We start from the raw sequence: 17,476 nt of genomic DNA on the forward strand, positions 1-17,476 counted from the left end.
CTCAGGACAAAACTCAGGACACCTGTCCTGAAACTGTCCTGAGTTGTCCTGAGTTAGAAGCGATCACACCTTCCCCAGTAGAAATTGAAATCCCACTACCCATTTACCAGCGGTCAGATGGCACCATCCATGTGGACTCAACCCAATTAGACGACTCATTCACACACCCAGTGGTTACTCAAGAGAATGAATCTAGTCAGGTCGAATTGACCACTCCAGCAATTACCTCACTTGAACAACTGATTGATGGCTTGGCAGATGTCACCACAAAAGAACAACTTGAAGCGGTCACGGCTGGGCAATCACCTGAAGTGATTCAAGATGCAATTGACCTCCAGAACACACCAATACAGCGCCAGCACTTAAGAAAGCTTATGAATTTGAAGTGAATGCCATTCAGTGAGGCACATCATGCAAAATAAGTTGATCAGACAATCCAGACAATCGACAGACCCTTCCTCAGCCACACATTTTGAGATTCCTAAGCATCTCCCGCCAACTGTGCGAGATGTAGCCGAATCTCTCCTGATGCGTGATCCAGAAGGCGCAAAGCGATATTTGGAGGCACACCTTAACCAAAGAAGTCGGGTTGGAAAAGATGATTCTATCCTCGATTTAATCGGAGATAATTAGAGAATGAATGAGAAAAAACTATGAAACCGAAAGCATCCAAACAAAAGGGATTCAACCATCTCAAGCTTGTCAAAAGTGTTGAGCTGGTTGAACTCGAATTAATCAATCTTGACCAGAGTACTCAGAGCCGTACTGGGTTCCACCAGAAAACACTGGATGACTATGTTGTGGTGTGGGAAGCTGGCGGCAACTTCCCCCCAGTTAACCTTTACTTTGATGGTAAAACCTATTGGGTTGCTGATGGATTCCACAGGATAAAGAGCCGATTAGAAGCCAATCTAAAGGGCAACAAAATTGAGGCGATTGTTCATAAAGGGGGTAAACGTGATGCTATTCTGCACTCAGTTGGGGCTAATTCACAACATGGATTGAGACGGACAAATGAGGATAAGCGCCATGCTGTGGAGTTGTTATTAAGGGATGAAGAGTGGTCAAAGTGGAGTAATAGAGAGATAGGCAGGCAATGTGGTGTTAGTCACGAGTTTGTGGCTAATGCTCGAAAGCAACTATCTGGCAACCGTAGCCAGATAGAAAGGAAGGTCAAAAGGGGCGGAACTGTTTATACACAAAGAGATCGGCAAACGTTACCACCTCTCTCTAATCCTGCTGTTTCCATATCCAAGAGTGATGATTTACAAGAGGTAATAAGTTGTATGGAGGGGAGCAACAAACCTTCTTCTATCAGCAGGTTTCCACAAGGAGTTTGTCGCACCACAGGATATTCTTGGGATTATATTCGTATCTTATTAAGTAGAGGAGTGCTTTTATCTCCAGCAGAATTAGAAAATCCTTTGTTTAGGAATTGCTGGAGTAAAGCTTATGGGCGGGGTATCAATTAGCTAGCTTATCCAATTTTTATTTCTAACACCCACATCAAGAAAATGGAAGTAGACAGCAACCTTTGTTGGAAAGGTTTAGTTGAGTACTTGATTTAACCAATTTAATCGCCTTGTTTCTGAGCGTCTTGCTAAATCGCGCAAACGTTTTGACTTAGTAATATCCGCTTGACGGAAGCTAAGTCGGAATAATTGTTGTATTCTATGTTCCCATTCTTCATTGAGTATTTCGATGTTCGGCATCTCATTTAGTAACTGCGATTAAATGACTAGTCCTTATCCACCTCTATTTGTCTCTCACTCAAAAATCTAGGAATTCTGCGTTCCATTACAAAAGTTCACATTAATCAGGTTTAGGCTTAGAAGTCTGTTTTTCCAACTGAACACATTAAGTGTTTGGGTGTAGGACGTTTTACATTATTTCCCGCCTTCATGCAGTAGCTCGGATACAGCTTTCCACTAACGGCTACTCTTGGCGATTGCAAGAGAGTGTGTGACAGTACGCTTTCACGGTAGCCTGATGAATCAATAGCTTGAGCGTCAGGGATGAAGGTAGATCGACACGGCAAAGCCAAGATTCTCACCCAACAGGAGATTCAGCTTCTATTTAGTGAAGGATTTCAAACTTCTCGCGATCGCGCCTTATTTGGAATCTGCCTGTTTACTGCCTGCCGGATTAATGAAGCTTGCACTTTGAAGATAGCGGATGCCTACGACACGGCTGGTAGAGTGCGACCAAAGCTAATCATCCGCAAGGGCAACACAAAGGGAAAATTAGCGACTCGCACGATTCCAGTTATTGAAGACCTGCGATTGATTTTGACAAACTACCAGCCAGCAGTAGGGCAAGAGTATCTATTCCCTGGTCGATTCTGTGGACATATCGACCCGGAATCAGCTTCTAGAATATTGCGGAAAGCCTATAGGCGAGTCGGAATTGAAGGGGGAAGCACTCATTCATTTAGGAGAACTGCCTTAACCCAGATGAGCAATGCGGGAATTCCCTTGAGAATCATTCAGGAAGTGTCAGGTCATCGTTCCTTAAGCCAGCTTCAGAACTATTTGGAAGTGCAGGATTCACAGGTGTTAGGAGCGGTAACGGCATTATCAATGTTATCGCCAGTGGGGGAAGAAGTCAGGAAATACAATTATCTTGACCTGAATGCTGAGCCTCAACAAGTAGATACAGGGCTTTCTCCATAAACTTCCTTAGCTAATAGCGATCGCACCTCATCTGTTCCCTTATCCTCAGCTTTGGGAACAATAAGGAAGATTTTGCTTGAACCTATTTATTGAGTATTAGGGTATGGATAGATTGGAACCAACTCCCGAAGATGTTGTATGGGTGAGTCCAAGTGAAAATTTAATTGCTAACATCTCCACTTGTAGAATTAATCAACTAAAGCATACGGTTAAAGAACGCCTTAAGGGTCTTTCTAATGCGGCACCTACTTGGCTAGAAGAAGGTATTGACTGTCAATTTTTGGATGCTCAATCTGGTGGCGGTTGGAAGAAAGGGAAGATTCGGTTGCGTGTGGAGATTGTACTAGACGAACCGGAGCCAGAACCGGAGCCAGAACCGGAGCCAACAAACCCTGATTCAGATTTCCTGGATACCCTCAGAAAGGATATTACACCTGAACAGTAGTACATGAGTTTGCTCAAACCAACATTTACGAAAACTGCCCTACCCCCAATACTAATCCTGGAGCTTTTTCATTTCCTCTTGTACACCTATTGCGACCTGCAACGTTTCATTAAGAAGCTGTCCACTTTCACTAGCTTGCTCACTAACATCCAAGGCTTTTAAAGCTGCTAGGTTATTCTCAAATAGCTCAGGTTGACTGTTAATAATATCTTTGTTTTCTCTTAAGATTCTTTCGGTTTTAAGGGCACGAACTAAGTCTGCTCTTGTCAAATTAAGTGCTTCAATAACTTTTTCCCTATTACTCAATATTACTGGATTGCCAGCGGCTTCTAATTGCTGCTGAACCTCTACCGTTTTAGCAATTCGGTTGTATTTGATAACTTCTTCAATTAAAGATATTGTCGTTTTAGGAATTACTATTTTATTTAGTAATAATTGTCTAATTTTTAGATAAAAGACGATTGTTATAATAGTTGTTGGTATCCAGTATGTAGTTATACTTAAAATTTGTATCATAGTTGTAGCGCCAATATCCTTTAATGTTGCAGCAGGGATAAGAAGATTAATATCAATGTTAGATAATACTAAACTAGTGAGAGCTACAACAAAAACGCTTACAATCACAAAGTAAACAGGACTTAAAGCAGCAAATAAAATCTCTAATGCGACTCGACGTTCACTTATCGCTCTCTTGAAGGTAGAGGGTTTATGTAAGGAAATGTTATTTAAGCCTAAACCAGTTAGGTGCTTTAATTCTCCTTTGCTAATCTCCAAACCTAGTAGAGTAGAGCAATTAGGATTAGAACCTTTAACTGACTTATCCAATTTATCCATGTCAGTCATACTTGAATGCTCCTATATAGAATTACCTCTATTATATTTTAAGAAAAGTGACTTTGAATCTATAAAAAATTAGATATGAATTGGCGACTAATTTTCATAGCTTGTGTTTACCTTAGCTTGTGCTTGCCCTAATAATCTGGAATTTGTTAATGTAGGCAGTAAATAACTTTGTCTACAAAACTCTCAGTAATTTCGTTGCTTTTTCTGCCAACAGCAACAAAACGTTACTTAAAACTTTTGAGTGACTTGGTGTGTAGCGATTGCCAAGTATTCTATACCTCTAAAGGATTGCTAGGGATGCCCTGGGGGAGAGAAGTTGCTTGTTGCTAGTACGGGTATGAGCGCACTTTTCAACTACACCTCATCCTTGCTTAGGATGGGGTATTTTATTTTGCCGCAATCTGACACAGAAGATGATGCATTTGAATCGGTGGAAAGCCAACTTATTAACTTATCAATCATTCGCAGCAATAGGGGGTCATTCTCAATAAGAGGCATTTTTTGTATCTTATGCCCCATAATTTTTCCGGTATTAGCCCAAATAACGTTATAGCGTCATTACAGCCTACTTCCTACTTCCAATAGGGATTATTATCGGTATTAGACACGTTAGTTTAAGTTGTGATTGATAATTTTGGCTAATAGGCACGAAAAAACCCACTCAGATGAGCGGGTGAGCAAGAGTTGATTGATTTGGTTTATGCAGCTTCCAGCACCAGTTCGGTTTTGCTTAATTTGGGGATTGATGTTGCAACGGCTACACCTCACTCAATTCAAAGTTCTACTGTGTAATATGGTTATTCTGCGATCGCTGCTTTATTTTGTCATGGCGGGCTTGTGTGAAATCGGGGGCGGTTACCTAGTTTGGTTGTGGGTACGAGAAGGCAAAAGTGGTTGGCTGGCATTGGGCGGGACAATTTTACTCACTGCCTATGGATTTGTGGCAACGCTTCAACCGGCAAACTTTGGACGAGCCTATACCGCTTATGGCGGAATTTTCATCATCCTATCCATCATTTGGGGATGGAAAGTGGACAAGATTATGCCTGACCGCATGGACTGGCTCGGAGCCGCGATCGTTTTGGCTGGTGTATTAGTGATGATGTATGCACCTAGAGCCTAGCAATATTGTGATAAATCCTTATGTGTCGTAGGGTCAGGACGTTTTGTAGCGGTTATCGTCCTGCTGTTAACAGCAGTAGACTATCTGTTAACAATATGTCAACTAATTTGTTAACTAGATGTCTACAACTGGGGTAGACTGACGTTAACAACAGTCAACAGAGTGTTAACAATGGCGAGTCATTTGATATCGTTCCGTATTAATGATTCAGAGATGGAAGCCTTAAAGCAGCTAGCAGAGGGGAATGAGAGTTCTAATCTGGTTGCCCAGCGCTTGCTGAAAGAGCGACTAGGACTGTCAACAGGTTCGTTAACAGAATTGTCAACAGAGAGAGTGGAGGAAGTAATAGAGCAGGTAGTTAGCGATCGCTTTTCACGTCTGGAGGCAGAAGTAGAGACACTAAAAAAGCAGTTGCAGATAGAGCCAATAGAGCCAGAGCGACTTCCCACGAGAGCCTAGAAGGAATTTCTCAGAAGGAATTGTGTGGTCGCTTTAAAGAACCATTTTCAACAGTAAATGCGAAAGCTAGACGGAGAAGAATGACCAGCCAGGAGTATCTTGAAGATTTAACAGGCTGGAGGTACAACCCAAGGACAAAGTTATATTACCCACCATCTGAGTAAGCAGCCTGACTAATTGTGATCGCTACCTCAAACTCATAAAGGAACTAGGAGGCAAGCTGCTCACTCCAAATAAACGTGATCGCGTTTTGACAGGAATAGGAGTGGACAAGCCGTCACCACTATGTAAGAGGGTTAAGCCCGAACAGTGAGGAAAAGCATATTGGAAAGTCGCACAGCTTGTTCCCTTTCTCTTACTGAATTATCGCCATTCCAGTCTAAAACATTGGTTGCTATACTTAACGCTAAATGCTGTGCCACTCAAAGGTAAAAGCACGGTGACTTCTATTGTTAAATCTATTAAAAACACTCCCATCCGGTTAACAGACGAACGTTGGGAGCATATTATCAGAGGGCATCCAGAACTAATTGACCAAAGACAGAAGATTCTAGAAACTGTTGCTAATCCTCAATCTATCTTTGAAGGAGGTGAAGAAGAGCTTCTAGCAGTAACACAACTAGAATCAGGAAAATGGCTTGCCGTTTTCTATCGAGAACTTGAGAAAGATGGTTTTATTATTACTGCATATGCGACCCGAAGAATTAATTCTTTTAAAAGGAGGAATAGGATATGGCCGTGACCAACGTTGATATCCAGAAATACTTATTAGGGTTAGTTGCTTTTGTAAAAAACTTTCCGAAACGAGATTTCCAGATAGATTACGATCTTGAAGCAGACGTAATGTACATTAATTTTGGAGACAGAACTAAACCTGCTGCTGATAGTGAATATACTGATGATGATCTAATTATTAGATATGATGAGCAGGACGAAATTATTGGATTTACTATATTACATGCAAGTAAGCGCTAGAAAACATACTTTTATAATGCAAAATTAACTTCTTCATTTTTTATGTATTTATTGAATTTATTAATTCCTAATGGTAGGACACTGTATTATCACAATAATGACACAAATCTAGAGGAATACAAATATAATCATAGAGTTTACGCTTTTGCTGATTTTAGGATTGAATCAGTTCATAATTCCTCAAAATTAGAGACTTATGATGCAGTTTTAGTAATAGAGGATACCAAAGAAGTTCGAGAAAACCTGACTCAAGTTGGTGGAAATTTAGCAGCAGAGATACTCTATGTCTGTGCCAACGAAGTTCATGTACTTTTAGGAAGATATAAAGTAGCTGGCTATGTAAATGTACTTAATGAAATTCATCTAAAGCTACAAAATCCTATAAGGATGATGACAAACTATACAATTCCGACAAAACATTTTAATACTATTGACTTTCCTGGATTGCAATAACCAAAAGTACTTATAATTTACTATTAAAAATATTTATATGTGATAACGATTAATCTGTAGTGTGAATCTGTAGGGTTGTCGGATAGATCTGTGGGGTAGGGTCGTAGGGTGAGTTGTAAGGTGCTGTAAGGCTTGATATGCGTACCCTACAGCACTCACTACTCTAGTTTGCTCGGAACCCGACAGATGAATCCGACTTAGGTTTATCCCCATCTTGCTCGTCTATCTCACCAAATCCACTATCAGCTAGAAGTCCAAAGTATTGCCGAATTTGTTTTACTCCTTTGCCTTTTAAAACTGACATCCCATTGTTATAAACGTCTCTGGCAGTTACCCAATCATTTTTCTTTTTAGCGAATAGCCAGATGCTCTTGAGTGGTTCTGCCAAGCTGTCAGATATTTTTAACTCATTGGTTATCTCAGTAGATGTGATCGCTTCCTCTTCTAGTTGTGTATTAGCTATAGTTTCAGTCACATTTACTGGCTGTACAACCGTCGGCTGAAGTTCACCAAAATTTGTTATCTTCTGCTCTAATTTTGGGAGAGTAACAGGCACCCACTGGTTTGAACCATCTAGTTTCACTGCACCTTTCCCACTAGCTGTGGGTTGTAATGTGTCCGGGTCGATATCAGTTTGCAGTTCAAGTTGGAGCATCTTATCAATCAGGTTAGCTAGTCCCTGAATACCTCCTAGTGCTGTTTGATTGTTGTTGTGCGAGACGAAGGTTAAAGGCATCTCCTGTTTACGGCTTTTGGTCAGTCCGAGCCGGAAGAACTGGGTAAGCAGCTTCTTATCCTCAATCAAATCGACATAGGTGGTAACCTCTTCACAAATGAGTGCGATCGCTTTTCTTTCTGCCCAAAGTTTTGCTCTCCATGCATCCTCAGTCATAGTTGAGGCATTGAAAGCTTTGTAACGGCTCATCAGCTCATCTACATACCAGCGTAGGAAGTCGGCTATCTCTTCAAAGTCATGATAACTCTCTACTCCTTCCCATTCGGCTCGGTTAGAGTCTGGGTCAAGCACAACAACTCGGTAACCTTTATCCTTCTTCCGCTTAGCAATATACCGAGCCATCCAGCTTTTACCACTACCTTGGTTGCCCCAAATCAATGCGGTTTGGCTAACAAAGTTGTCAATCCATTTGATGTTAGTGACGGCTGGTGTAGAGGTATTAGTTTCTGGTGTAGGGACGGCTGGCTGGGAAGGGAAGTGAGATGGTGGTAGTGAATATGAACTAATTTCTATCGACTTTCCCAAGCGATTCTCACCCTCCACTGATTGCGCGGGTACATCAACAGCACCTAAACGAGTATTTTGACCAACTGGTGATTGAGAGAGATTCCCAAACATATACCCGTAAGCGGCTTCTAGATGGGAACTACGTTGTGCTTCAGCTTGTTCTAGATGCCGAAATGCATCCATCACCCAATTGGGTAAGTGGTTCGTGTGCTGGCGTAACTTCACCACAAATAGAGCAAGTATTGGATCTGAGGCATTATTTTCTAAATGCTCACCCTGAGCCACACAGAAGACTGTATGTTCGTAAGCGGTAAGGATATTGGCTGTAGTAATCGCATCAGCCTGAAATGGTGTAGTAGGAGAGTCGAAAGATTGACCTCTACGTTTTTTGACTTCCTCAGCCAACCACTTGATGAACTGCTCAAGTAGGACTGAATTTTTTAGACAAGCCAATTCCGGTTTAAGGCGATCGCGCATTGCTCCTAATTCCTGCCAGCTCACTACTGATGCCCCAATTGAGCCAGCAATCAGTAAAGAAGGCACACCAAAAGGGAAGAAGACAGGTAGCCCTAAGACTCCTGTAACCAGCATTCCTGTCAGTAGCTTGTTTTGGTCAGAACGATATTCAGCCGCATACTTACCCACTGCCTTGTAGACCCGCTCAATCGCAACATCTAAAGGCATTTGTTTTGCTTCAACCAAGTACCGTAAGACTGTGTGACCGTCTGGATTTCCGGGTTCTAGATTGGTTGTTAGTTCGTGCATGATTTCCTCTTCCTCCTACAGTTAGGGGTGCCAAGAGACACCCCATTCAAATTAGTGATTAGTTGTTAGTGATTAGTAGAGTCTGTCCTTATCGGCTTTCTCAACATTTGAGAGAGTGACCGCCTTATAACCTCTGTGGAGAATCATTGCTAGTTCAACTCCTGCAACCGCCAGTCCATTCCAAATGATGTTTATCCACAAGGGATTGCTGAGATTGTCTAGCCAAGGGCGAGATAGGTGCATGGCGTAAGCATCAACCAAATAAGCAACATATCCGGCTATCGCCAACCAACGTAGAATTGAGAGCGTTTCGGTTGTCGCTAGTTTGTAAGCCTTTTTAGCCGCTGGATGATTACCAGGTGCTTCATAACGTTTCCGATTTTGCTTGTAGAGCAGGTTCTCTGCCGAATCTGGAAAATACAGGTGAAAGCGTCCGGCTATCTCCAGACCTTGAATCATGAAGCAAAAAGCGATCGCTCCTACTAACGCAATCAGTCCACCTGTTAACTGATCGAGCCAAACAAGTGCAGTTCCCAAAAACGGTAGGCGCACAATTGAATTCATGATTCTGTCGCCAATTGGGGCTTCTACTGGTAGGGTTCTGCCCAGTTCATCTAGACGTGTCGTGAATACTTGGTTCACGAGGTCGTAGTAGCCCGCTAAGTTAATGGCGATACAGAATCCAGCAAATAAGAGGATACCGAATTTGATGGTATTTGGGTTGAAGATGAAGCCGAAAGTCTTATCACTCAAGTCTCCCAACCTTTGAGAGACTGGTACTTTCTCATCATCAAAATCCATATCATGACGTGCGCTCTTAGGAATGATGATTTGGGGCTGGTGAGTTGATTGAGTGTTGTTGGTATTGAATTTAGCCATCTTTATCACTTAGGTATGTTGGCAAAGGGGTGTGTGGCTTGAGTTGGCATGACACCACGAGAGGAGAGAATTTCCTGCATCTCTTCTGGTGGCATTCTGCGTAGGTCAGTAACAAATGGGGTGCCTTCTGCATCTAGCGCGACAACTCCAGTAATTCCGAAGGCATCACATACAATCGTTCCGCTCGGCATTGGTCGGTTCTTGTGGATAACAATTCGCCCTCCTTCCACTGAGGAGAAATAAGCGGCAATCCCATCTGTAATGGGCATCTCACTCATTAAAGGGATACAAGTTTGCGCCCTAGAGATTGCCTCTTGACGGTCAAATGCCGACTCTTTTTGTTCATTGCGAATGTTGGTTTGGCGTTCGGCTGTAGCTTGTAAGTCGGGCGAGCGCAGAATATACCCGAATCCCAATGCTCCAAACTGGGCGGCTAGTAAGTAGGTAGCTGCATTTTTTTTGAACACGAACTTCTCCTTTTTTAATGCCCAACTCATCAATAAATTGGGCATTAAAACTAGTTGATGTGGAACCGTAAGCGACCTACCAGAACAAACGCTTTTTGTGCTGCCGCTTTAATTGGTTCTGGTGCTTTCGGATTTCTGGCAAGATGAGCCAGTGGTTTTTGAGCAGTGATGATGGATTCGTGAATCAGGTCTTTCATTGCTGTTTCGCCTTAAACCACTCATAAGCACTGGATACAATGTGCTGCTGGTCTGGTGGGAGAGGAAAAGGCAGTTCCCCGGCATTCTGACGGGCTAGTACATTAGCAGCATCACGAGCTTGATTAGTGGGGACTCCAGCCGCTTCAAGCTGTTGTTGCATGGAGGCTTTAATTTCGTCTGCGTTCATCTCAACCCCCCACAAACCATCTGATTGAGAAGGGCAATACACAGATTGAGCTTGCTGCTGGGAGTAAGATTCTGCGTTAGCTGCCACAGCCCCCAGCCGTTACCATCTTCATCAAAACTGTCCTGCACAATTGCCTGAGGAGTGTCGGTAGCCGATTCGATAAGCATAATGAGACAGGCTGCCCGATCATCATTCGTGAGTGCTTGTAGTTGAGAACCGTACTGCTCCTCAATTTCAGCCAAAATGTGTGAGTCTTGGGTGCCGGGAAGTCCGCCAACAAAATATCCGAGTGGTTTTACCATTGTTATTAATCCTTAATGATTGTTTTGTTGGTCGTTTGGGATAAGTCAGCACCGGAGCGGGACAAACTTTTGGTGCTGGCTTCAACTTGAGGGGCATTGAAAGTAATGTGGTCTTGAACTTCACTCCAGTCGTTAGAAGCGATCGCTTCTACTGCAAGTGCCTCTAGTTGAGTGAGAAAGCTTTCATGCTCCTGCCTTATGGCTTCTAATGGTTCTGGTGCTATCATTCAAGCTACTCCATTACTTTTGCGAGTATCGGCAATCCACCTATCTATCGGGTAGCCAGCTTCAACTGCACTTTTTAAGGCACCCATTGCTATACCGAGAAAACGAGGGTAAAACTCACCTTCCATCTGGGGATAAGCCCTTTTGACAATCTCAAACCACTCCTGGATTGTGGGTTCGTCAATATCCAGTAGGATTTGCAAGGTTAATGATGTTTCTGGTGTCACTTGTGCTTCCTTTGATTTGAACTACTTAAAGTGCTTGTCTGAGTGATTTAATCACTGCTTCTGCTTGGGCCATATCACCCTTACTCCTGCCAACTTCCCAAAGTAAATCCTCAATCTGCTGTCGTTCTTCAGCCGTCCCAGTCTTGTAAATCTCAAGGGTTTGGCGGCAAGCTCGATTAACTTCCCATTGTTCTTTGAGCTTTTGGAGGAATTTGATCATTCGTTCTCCTACAACCCTGTCAGTGGTTCATCAAACTGGAAGTCGCTTTCTGGTAAGGTTGGGGCGATCACCTGCTGTCCTATATCTGGCAAAGGTTCAGCTCTAGCGTATGTCGGACTAATTGCTTGTACTTGCCATGTTTGCTCTAAGTGCTTGGCATAGCGCGAGAACAAAACATTGATAACCTCACTGATACTGCCCAGTTGGGTTAACTCTTGCAACTGTTCAGCTTTTTCTAGTGCTGCCCCTCTCAGTACAATTCGCGCTTGGGTCATAGCAACATCCCCATGATTGTGATGGTCTGAGAGTTAGGAGCTACCTTAAAACGCCCTTTGGTGCTTTCTTCAATCGGGTTTGCCAGTGGTGCTGAACCACCAATAATCAAGATCTCCCCAACTTGATTGAAGTACTGACCCCATGCTGTTCTTAAGGTTGCCCTTATTTCTTCAAGCCAACTATCACGGCACTTCTCAAATAAGTGAGCAAAGTTAGCACCACTCACCCCAACTTGGAAGGAACCATCAGCGATCGCGTCCATCACTTGGCTTAAGTCCTGGCTCTGATTGGTAGCTGGCATCAATGCCGAATCAATCTTTTTAGCCAGTTGGAAAGTACCGGGAACAATCACATCAGCTTGTCGCATCAGGTTGCCGCTGGGAGAGTAAAGCCTTCCGATACCAGTTCCACCCCCTAAATCGAGAACACCATTAACGTGTTTGAGAGACTTGTAAAGACCTTTAGCGATCGCAAACTTATAAGCGGGTCGGGTTTCATCAACTGGCTCAACTTCCCTTACTGATGCGTGGATAATTTCACCATTGCGCCGGAAGTAGTAAGTATTAGCCAGTGCTTTTACAAGCTCGACATTTTCAGTATTCCGAGCATCAGGTAAAGCGACTCGAAGGTAATCAAAAATAACCGTGTTAGTTCCTGGTAACGGTTCTAAAGCTGCATAAACAAGCCGTTTAGCCATCTCACACTTGTTACCAGTAAAGGCACTAACACCCTTCTGCCGCTGGGCTTCCTCCCCAATAATGAAACGCTCAGTAATATCGCTTGAATTGTTCAGGACTTCAATCAAGATAGAACGACTATCCGGCTGTGCTTCCTCCCAATCCTCAAGCATTTTGATGCAGCTTGGGATGGTCTTGACTATATTCTGGGGTGAGATCCACTGAGTTGAACGGTTGCCAGCATCAAGTGCCGCAATAGGTCGTTTTACGGGCATTACTGGCGCTTGATTGACGTTCTGCGTCAATGTTGTGGTCATTCTTTTATTCCTTTGAAAGTCGGTTAATGCTTATCTGCTCTAGCTTTGAGCATGGTTGTAACGCACTGAGACTAGGCTCAAAGCTCTGACGGGACGGGGTTAGATTTTGCTCTGTAGAGCATGTAGCTGACGTTTAGCGTCTCTAGAAGTTAGTATATCGATATAGGGATATATCGACAAGTCCTTATTGGGATATCATCGATAAAGCCTTATATCGATAAACCCCTATACCGTAATATTCCAAAAAGTGTCAAGCTTAAAAATGGGATAAAGCGACATAGGGATAACTGGATATTGAGCGAGAGTAAACAAGTGTCAGTAAAAATCTATTTGCCAGAAGACTTAAGAGCACGATTTAAATCAGCTTGTGCGCTTCAAAAAGTCTCTATGAACCAGATCCTGCTGGATTTTGTCGAGGACTGGACAACTAACAACGAAAAACCTAAACAACCCCCCGACTCTGGCAGTGGTAAAGGTAAAGGGAAAGGAGTTAACGAGTGAGTGAAACACCGGATATACCAGTTGAGCAGGAAAGTTCAGCCATAAGTTTTGACTTAGGCGGACTGGAGCTAGACATTGAAGGGACACTAGAAAAGTTCAAGGGTGACTCAGAGGCTTTAAACCAGTTGCACAATATGCTTTCAGATGCCTTAGAGAAATGCTCTGAGGCTATGGCTGAGTTAAAGGAGTGAGGTCATGAGTGAAACACCAGGACAGTACAACAAGAGTGATGGCACTCCTTTCAATCAACCTATATCGAGTGCAGAACACACCACACTCGACTTTGTTACCGCGAACAATAGCTTCCACTGGAAAACTGATTACTTCAAATTCTGCCAAGTCTTGGGGTTAATGCCTGACAGCTATGCAGAAGAAAAATACTCCCAGTTTCGGGAGTTGATCAGCAACCTAAATCAGTTTGACGTGGATCTGCACCAATAATTTTTCAGAGAAAAAAAACCTATTTTTCCTCTGCTGGTAAGGATTTCAGGAGTTACCTTGTTTGGATCGAGCAAAGATTTCAGGAATTGCCTTGTTCGGATCGACTGAAGTGCGTTTATATTTCACACAGGAAAATCTATTTTGTCAGCCAATAAGGAATGAAACTCCCAATGCGGAAATCAAATTGCGAAACACCCCCTACCAAGGGGCCGGGGGTGTTAAAAATTCTTTAACCTTCTAAAAAGAAAGAAAAGACTTGGTGCTGTCCCGGTACGAAGTCTTTCCCTTAAAGCAAAAAGCTTAATTTCCTGTATTTTACCGCAGGAATAGGAGCAGGCAACAGCACCGCATCAACCAATTTCCAATTAACACAAGCGTAACCTGTTTGCCCCATTTTGCAATTGCATTAAGAGAAAGATTTTCATCCACTGCTCTGCATCGAGTCTCCCAAAACGACCATAAATCAAGGAGATTCGACCAATGGTAGCCGAACTAAAAAAAACAACTGAGCATCAGCAATCGTTAATTGAAGAACTAGACAAACTCCCAACCGATTGGATATTGACACCTGTAGATGGAAACAAACGCCCCTATCGAGTAGGTTGGCAGACTGAACCACCACTATCTTTTGACCAACTGAAGGCTGAAATCAAGTCAGATAATGCAAAAGGATATGGATTAAGGACAGGCATCATAAGTGGGGGGATAGTTGCCATTGATGCTGATGGGCATTCCGCTCACGAGAAAATTCTTGAGTTATCGGGTGGTGAACGTCTTCCCGATACAGTTGCCTTTACATCTAATAGACCAGGACGCTGCCAATATCTTTTTTACATTCCACAGGAATATTGGGAAGATATCAAAACAAAAAAAATATCAACAGGTGTAACTGGTGATGATGGCAAGTCTGAACAGTTGGAGTTGAGGTGGAATGGCTTGCAGAGTGTTCTACCTCCATCTGCTCATCCGACAATGAAATTTTACAGATGGCGTAAATCTCCTCAAGAAGTTGCGATCGCACCTGCCCCTATGTGGGTGATTGAACAGATGTTGATTGAAAAACCTCAACAGGAATCTCATCTACCTCTTCTTGAATCGAAAAGACCTGTCACGTCCTACACTTCAAAATCTCGGTCAGGTAAGGAATGGACTGATGAGGAATGGGTATCGAGTTACCTTGATGCCCTCAATCCATCTCGTGCAGACATTTATGACGATTGGATTGCTGTCGGAATGGCTTGCCATTATCTAGGTGATCCCTTCTTGAGTAAGTGGGAGAACTGGAGCCGTCAGTCATCCAAATACAAACCAGGAGAGTGTCAAAAGAAGTGGAAGTCATTTAAACGCAGTGGTGTATCTATTGGAACACTTGGACACATGGCAAAACAAGATGGATGGCAATCGTCTTTTGAAAAACCTTCAGGTAGAGCTTATAGCAGCAGTAATCTAAATCAGGTTAGTAGCGGGTCAGGTAGTGGGGGTGATGGAGGTGATGGAAAACAATCACTGGTAGCATTAAGCTTGCGTGATCGTGTTCTAGAAATCCTTAACCGAAATCAAGATCGCTCTCGTCGTGATGAAGCTTTCATCAATCTGGCTCAAACTACTGGGGTCACAACCAGAGAGATTAAAGAGCTAGCCTCATCTCTCGAAAGTGAAGTCGATGTAGAGGAATCCCGAACCGATCGCAAAGCAGAAATTGAGAATCTGTTGAAGATTGGGAAGTATCAGCTTCAGCTTCAAGACTATCTCCATCCTTCTGTTGCTCAGCCACTAGAACGGGTAGCAGGATGGATGGGGACAACTCCTGCGGCTATGCTCACCACTCTGTACCCAGTTATTGGCTCCTTGCTTCAGGTGGGTACTCGTCTGGAACTAATAAAAGCTACCGATTTTTATGCTGTGCCCGTTTTGTATGCGGGGCTTGTATGCGAGTCGGGTGGAGGAAAATCCCCTGCACAGAAAACTATAATCAATCCTCTTTTTAAATTGCAGGACGAAGCAGAAATTGAGTACAAAGAGCGCCAAGACGAGTATCAGCAAGAGCTAGCTGAGTGGAAGAAAAGCAAGAACAATGATGAACCAGCACCAGAACAACCCGTTCCGCGAGAATACTACACAACAGATGCTACTAGCGAGGCGATCGCATTAATTCAAAGTCAGCAACCCAACCACGGGTTTTTGGGGTGGTTTGATGAATTACCCGCTTTATTCAAATCTCAAGGTCAGTATAAGAATGGGCGGGGTGCAGATGGAGAAAAAATCCTATCCGGTCGGGACGGTACAGGCTTTAAAGTCAATCGCGCATCTGGTAAACGCCTTGTAGTTAGCCAGTCGGCTTACAGTATCACTGGCTCGTTACAGCCTTTGATCTTACGTCAGATGATGGGAGATTTCACTGATGCCAATGGGCAGTGGGCGCGTTTCCTCTGGACAGTAATGCAAGTTCAACCAGCTCCTTATCCGGATGATGCTATCCCCTTTGATGTCTCTGGTCTTCTTAAAGGGATTTATAGGCGCATTAGTAAGCTCACACCTCAAACTTACAAGTTAAGTCCGAAAGCACAAAGGCTGTATCGCAACTGGTACAACGAACTTGACCAATTGAAAATGAGTGAGTCTCGTCAGGGTTTGAGAGCAGTCTACTCAAAGATGAAAGGTGATACAGGAGTTTTGGCGTTACTACTCCACTGCTTTAATGGCTGTGTAAATGAAGGCTCTATCCCTGAGCTAGAGGTTAGTGAGCAAACAATGATGGCAGTAATTAAACTTGCCAAATACCACATTGGACAGGTGAAACTCATTCATTCAGAAGGAGATGCCGCCAATGGTGAGATGGCTGCCATTCATACCAAAATTATCCAATTGTCTGAACGTAAGGGCTGGCTGAATGCTGCTGATGTTCGGGATATTGACCGACAGACCAAGAAACAATTCAGTGCTAACGACATACGCAGGCACTTCCGAGAATTGGAAACATCAGGATTTGGTCAAACAAAGGGGGACGGAACCAGGCTGATGTGGTCGATTAATAAAGAGGATGATTCCCCACCTGATTTTTTTCCCTCAGGTCTCTCTCAGAATAACTGCTGTCAAACTCAGGACAACTCAGGACAAGAAACAAAAAAACTTGAAACTATTACCAGTTATTGTGTTCAGCATTTTGTTGAAAATAACGGAAGTCAAACTCAGGACAACTCAGGACAAACTCAGGACACTCAACTAGAAGCTGAAGATATTACCAATACTAGTGTTCAGCCCCTTGAGGATAAAACTCAGGACACTCAGGACACTTTTGAACCTGCGAACACACAAATGGAGGAATCAGGTGGTGAAAAACAAATAAAGAGTGATGTCCTGAATTTTTCTGTCCTGAGTTGTCCTGAGTTTGTAAGCGAATCCTGTAATTCAACAACAGTGGGGATTTCAGCTCAGGACAAAACTCAGGACACCTGTCCTGAAACTGTCCTGAGTTGTCCTGAGTTTGTAAGCGAATCCTGTAATTCAACAACAGTGGGGATTTCAGCTCAGGACAAAACTCAGGACACCTGTCCTGAAACTGTCCTGAGTTGTCCTGAGTT

The 17,476-nt window shown here is 43.2% G+C and carries 26 protein-coding genes; 14 read left to right on the plus strand and 12 right to left on the minus strand.

Annotated features, from left to right (window positions below; genetic code table 11):
* The 5 genes from AC5JL3_RS22655 to AC5JL3_RS22675 all read left to right on the plus strand — a co-directional run.
* A partial coding sequence (locus AC5JL3_RS22655; RefSeq protein WP_496076629.1) for a hypothetical protein occupies positions 1 to 389 on the plus strand: 389 nt, incomplete at its 5' end.
* Positions 390 to 411: 22 nt separating this feature from the next.
* The gene (locus AC5JL3_RS22660; protein WP_496076630.1) at positions 412 to 633 is read left to right on the plus strand and encodes a hypothetical protein; all 222 of its coding nucleotides are present in this window, start codon (positions 412 to 414) and stop codon (positions 631 to 633) included.
* A gap of 20 nt (positions 634 to 653) precedes the next feature.
* Positions 654 to 1,472: a hypothetical protein gene (locus AC5JL3_RS22665; RefSeq protein ID WP_496076631.1), complete on the plus strand. Its 819-nt coding sequence runs from the start codon at positions 654 to 656 to the stop codon at positions 1,470 to 1,472.
* A gap of 543 nt (positions 1,473 to 2,015) precedes the next feature.
* The gene (locus tag AC5JL3_RS22670; RefSeq protein WP_496076632.1) at positions 2,016 to 2,672 is read left to right on the plus strand and encodes a tyrosine-type recombinase/integrase; all 657 of its coding nucleotides are present in this window, start codon (positions 2,016 to 2,018) and stop codon (positions 2,670 to 2,672) included.
* A gap of 103 nt (positions 2,673 to 2,775) precedes the next feature.
* Positions 2,776 to 3,117 (plus strand): KGK domain-containing protein, encoded by a 342-nt coding sequence (locus tag AC5JL3_RS22675; RefSeq protein ID WP_496076633.1) that lies wholly within the window; start codon positions 2,776 to 2,778, stop codon positions 3,115 to 3,117.
* 51 nt (positions 3,118 to 3,168) lie between these two features.
* Here the strand turns inward: AC5JL3_RS22675 and AC5JL3_RS22680 are convergent, their stop codons facing one another.
* The gene (locus tag AC5JL3_RS22680) at positions 3,169 to 3,960 is read right to left on the minus strand and encodes a hypothetical protein (RefSeq protein WP_496076634.1); all 792 of its coding nucleotides are present in this window, start codon (positions 3,958 to 3,960) and stop codon (positions 3,169 to 3,171) included.
* A 700-nt stretch (positions 3,961 to 4,660) separates the two neighbouring features.
* Here AC5JL3_RS22680 and AC5JL3_RS22685 point away from each other — a divergent pair.
* From AC5JL3_RS22685 to AC5JL3_RS22705, 5 genes are all read left to right on the plus strand, one after another.
* Positions 4,661 to 5,083, plus strand: a complete 423-nt coding sequence (locus AC5JL3_RS22685) for a YnfA family protein (protein WP_496076635.1) — start codon at positions 4,661 to 4,663, stop codon at positions 5,081 to 5,083.
* Between the two features lie 171 nt (positions 5,084 to 5,254).
* Positions 5,255 to 5,542, plus strand: a complete 288-nt coding sequence (locus AC5JL3_RS22690) for a hypothetical protein (RefSeq protein ID WP_496076636.1) — start codon at positions 5,255 to 5,257, stop codon at positions 5,540 to 5,542.
* Between the two features lie 439 nt (positions 5,543 to 5,981).
* A complete protein-coding gene (locus AC5JL3_RS22695; RefSeq protein ID WP_496076637.1) occupies positions 5,982 to 6,284 on the plus strand; it encodes a hypothetical protein in 303 nt (100 codons plus the stop codon).
* Positions 6,281 to 6,517 carry a DUF2283 domain-containing protein gene (locus tag AC5JL3_RS22700; RefSeq protein WP_496076638.1) on the plus strand — a complete coding sequence of 79 codons (237 nt, stop codon included), beginning with the start codon at positions 6,281 to 6,283 and terminating at the stop codon, positions 6,515 to 6,517. The genes AC5JL3_RS22695 and AC5JL3_RS22700 overlap by 4 nt, the downstream gene beginning before the upstream one ends.
* A 51-nt stretch (positions 6,518 to 6,568) precedes the next feature.
* The gene (locus tag AC5JL3_RS22705; RefSeq protein WP_496076639.1) at positions 6,569 to 6,970 is read left to right on the plus strand and encodes a hypothetical protein; all 402 of its coding nucleotides are present in this window, start codon (positions 6,569 to 6,571) and stop codon (positions 6,968 to 6,970) included.
* A 163-nt stretch (positions 6,971 to 7,133) separates the two neighbouring features.
* On the opposite strand, the gene AC5JL3_RS22710 is transcribed toward AC5JL3_RS22705, so the two are convergent.
* From AC5JL3_RS22710 to AC5JL3_RS22760, 11 genes are all read right to left on the minus strand, one after another.
* Positions 7,134 to 8,978 carry a helicase HerA domain-containing protein gene (locus tag AC5JL3_RS22710; protein ID WP_496076640.1) on the minus strand — a complete coding sequence of 615 codons (1,845 nt, stop codon included), beginning with the start codon at positions 8,976 to 8,978 and terminating at the stop codon, positions 7,134 to 7,136.
* Positions 8,979 to 9,050: 72 nt separating this feature from the next.
* A complete protein-coding gene (locus tag AC5JL3_RS22715) occupies positions 9,051 to 9,857 on the minus strand; it encodes a hypothetical protein (protein WP_496076641.1) in 807 nt (268 codons plus the stop codon).
* Positions 9,858 to 9,862: 5 nt separating this feature from the next.
* Complete coding sequence (locus AC5JL3_RS22720; protein WP_496076642.1) at positions 9,863 to 10,324, minus strand: hypothetical protein; 462 nt, start codon at positions 10,322 to 10,324, stop codon at positions 9,863 to 9,865.
* Positions 10,325 to 10,374: 50 nt separating this feature from the next.
* Positions 10,375 to 10,521 (minus strand): hypothetical protein, encoded by a 147-nt coding sequence (locus AC5JL3_RS22725; RefSeq protein WP_496076643.1) that lies wholly within the window; start codon positions 10,519 to 10,521, stop codon positions 10,375 to 10,377.
* Positions 10,518 to 10,709 (minus strand): hypothetical protein, encoded by a 192-nt coding sequence (locus AC5JL3_RS22730; RefSeq protein WP_496076644.1) that lies wholly within the window; start codon positions 10,707 to 10,709, stop codon positions 10,518 to 10,520. The genes AC5JL3_RS22725 and AC5JL3_RS22730 overlap by 4 nt, the downstream gene beginning before the upstream one ends.
* Positions 10,706 to 11,011 carry a hypothetical protein gene (locus tag AC5JL3_RS22735; RefSeq protein ID WP_496076645.1) on the minus strand — a complete coding sequence of 102 codons (306 nt, stop codon included), beginning with the start codon at positions 11,009 to 11,011 and terminating at the stop codon, positions 10,706 to 10,708. The genes AC5JL3_RS22730 and AC5JL3_RS22735 overlap by 4 nt, the downstream gene beginning before the upstream one ends.
* Positions 11,012 to 11,016: 5 nt before the next feature.
* A complete protein-coding gene (locus AC5JL3_RS22740) occupies positions 11,017 to 11,238 on the minus strand; it encodes a hypothetical protein (RefSeq protein ID WP_496076646.1) in 222 nt (73 codons plus the stop codon).
* Positions 11,239 to 11,463 (minus strand): hypothetical protein, encoded by a 225-nt coding sequence (locus AC5JL3_RS22745; protein ID WP_496076647.1) that lies wholly within the window; start codon positions 11,461 to 11,463, stop codon positions 11,239 to 11,241. It abuts the gene before it with no gap.
* A gap of 25 nt (positions 11,464 to 11,488) precedes the next feature.
* Positions 11,489 to 11,683 carry a hypothetical protein gene (locus AC5JL3_RS22750; RefSeq protein ID WP_496076648.1) on the minus strand — a complete coding sequence of 65 codons (195 nt, stop codon included), beginning with the start codon at positions 11,681 to 11,683 and terminating at the stop codon, positions 11,489 to 11,491.
* A gap of 8 nt (positions 11,684 to 11,691) precedes the next feature.
* Entirely contained in the window at positions 11,692 to 11,958 is a 267-nt protein-coding gene (locus tag AC5JL3_RS22755) for a hypothetical protein (RefSeq protein ID WP_496076649.1), read from the minus strand.
* Positions 11,955 to 12,953, minus strand: coding sequence for a ParM/StbA family protein (locus AC5JL3_RS22760; RefSeq protein WP_496076650.1), 999 nt, complete (start codon positions 12,951 to 12,953; stop codon positions 11,955 to 11,957). The genes AC5JL3_RS22755 and AC5JL3_RS22760 overlap by 4 nt, the downstream gene beginning before the upstream one ends.
* Before the next feature lie 294 nt (positions 12,954 to 13,247).
* Here AC5JL3_RS22760 and AC5JL3_RS22765 point away from each other — a divergent pair, with 294 nt between their 5' ends.
* The 4 genes from AC5JL3_RS22765 to AC5JL3_RS22780 form a co-directional block, all read left to right on the plus strand.
* Positions 13,248 to 13,454, plus strand: coding sequence for a plasmid partition protein ParG (locus AC5JL3_RS22765; RefSeq protein WP_496076651.1), 207 nt, complete (start codon positions 13,248 to 13,250; stop codon positions 13,452 to 13,454).
* On the plus strand, positions 13,451 to 13,645 hold the full coding sequence (locus AC5JL3_RS22770; RefSeq protein ID WP_496076652.1) for a hypothetical protein: 195 nt from the start codon (positions 13,451 to 13,453) through the stop codon (positions 13,643 to 13,645). Before AC5JL3_RS22765 ends, AC5JL3_RS22770 begins: the two co-directional genes overlap by 4 nt.
* A gap of 4 nt (positions 13,646 to 13,649) precedes the next feature.
* Positions 13,650 to 13,895, plus strand: coding sequence for a hypothetical protein (locus AC5JL3_RS22775; RefSeq protein ID WP_496076653.1), 246 nt, complete (start codon positions 13,650 to 13,652; stop codon positions 13,893 to 13,895).
* Positions 13,896 to 14,375: 480 nt separating this feature from the next.
* Positions 14,376 to 17,476 (plus strand): DUF3987 domain-containing protein (locus tag AC5JL3_RS22780; protein ID WP_496076654.1); only part of this gene is annotated, 3,101 nt, incomplete at its 3' end.

This window comes from Symplocastrum torsivum (assembly GCF_059505465.1).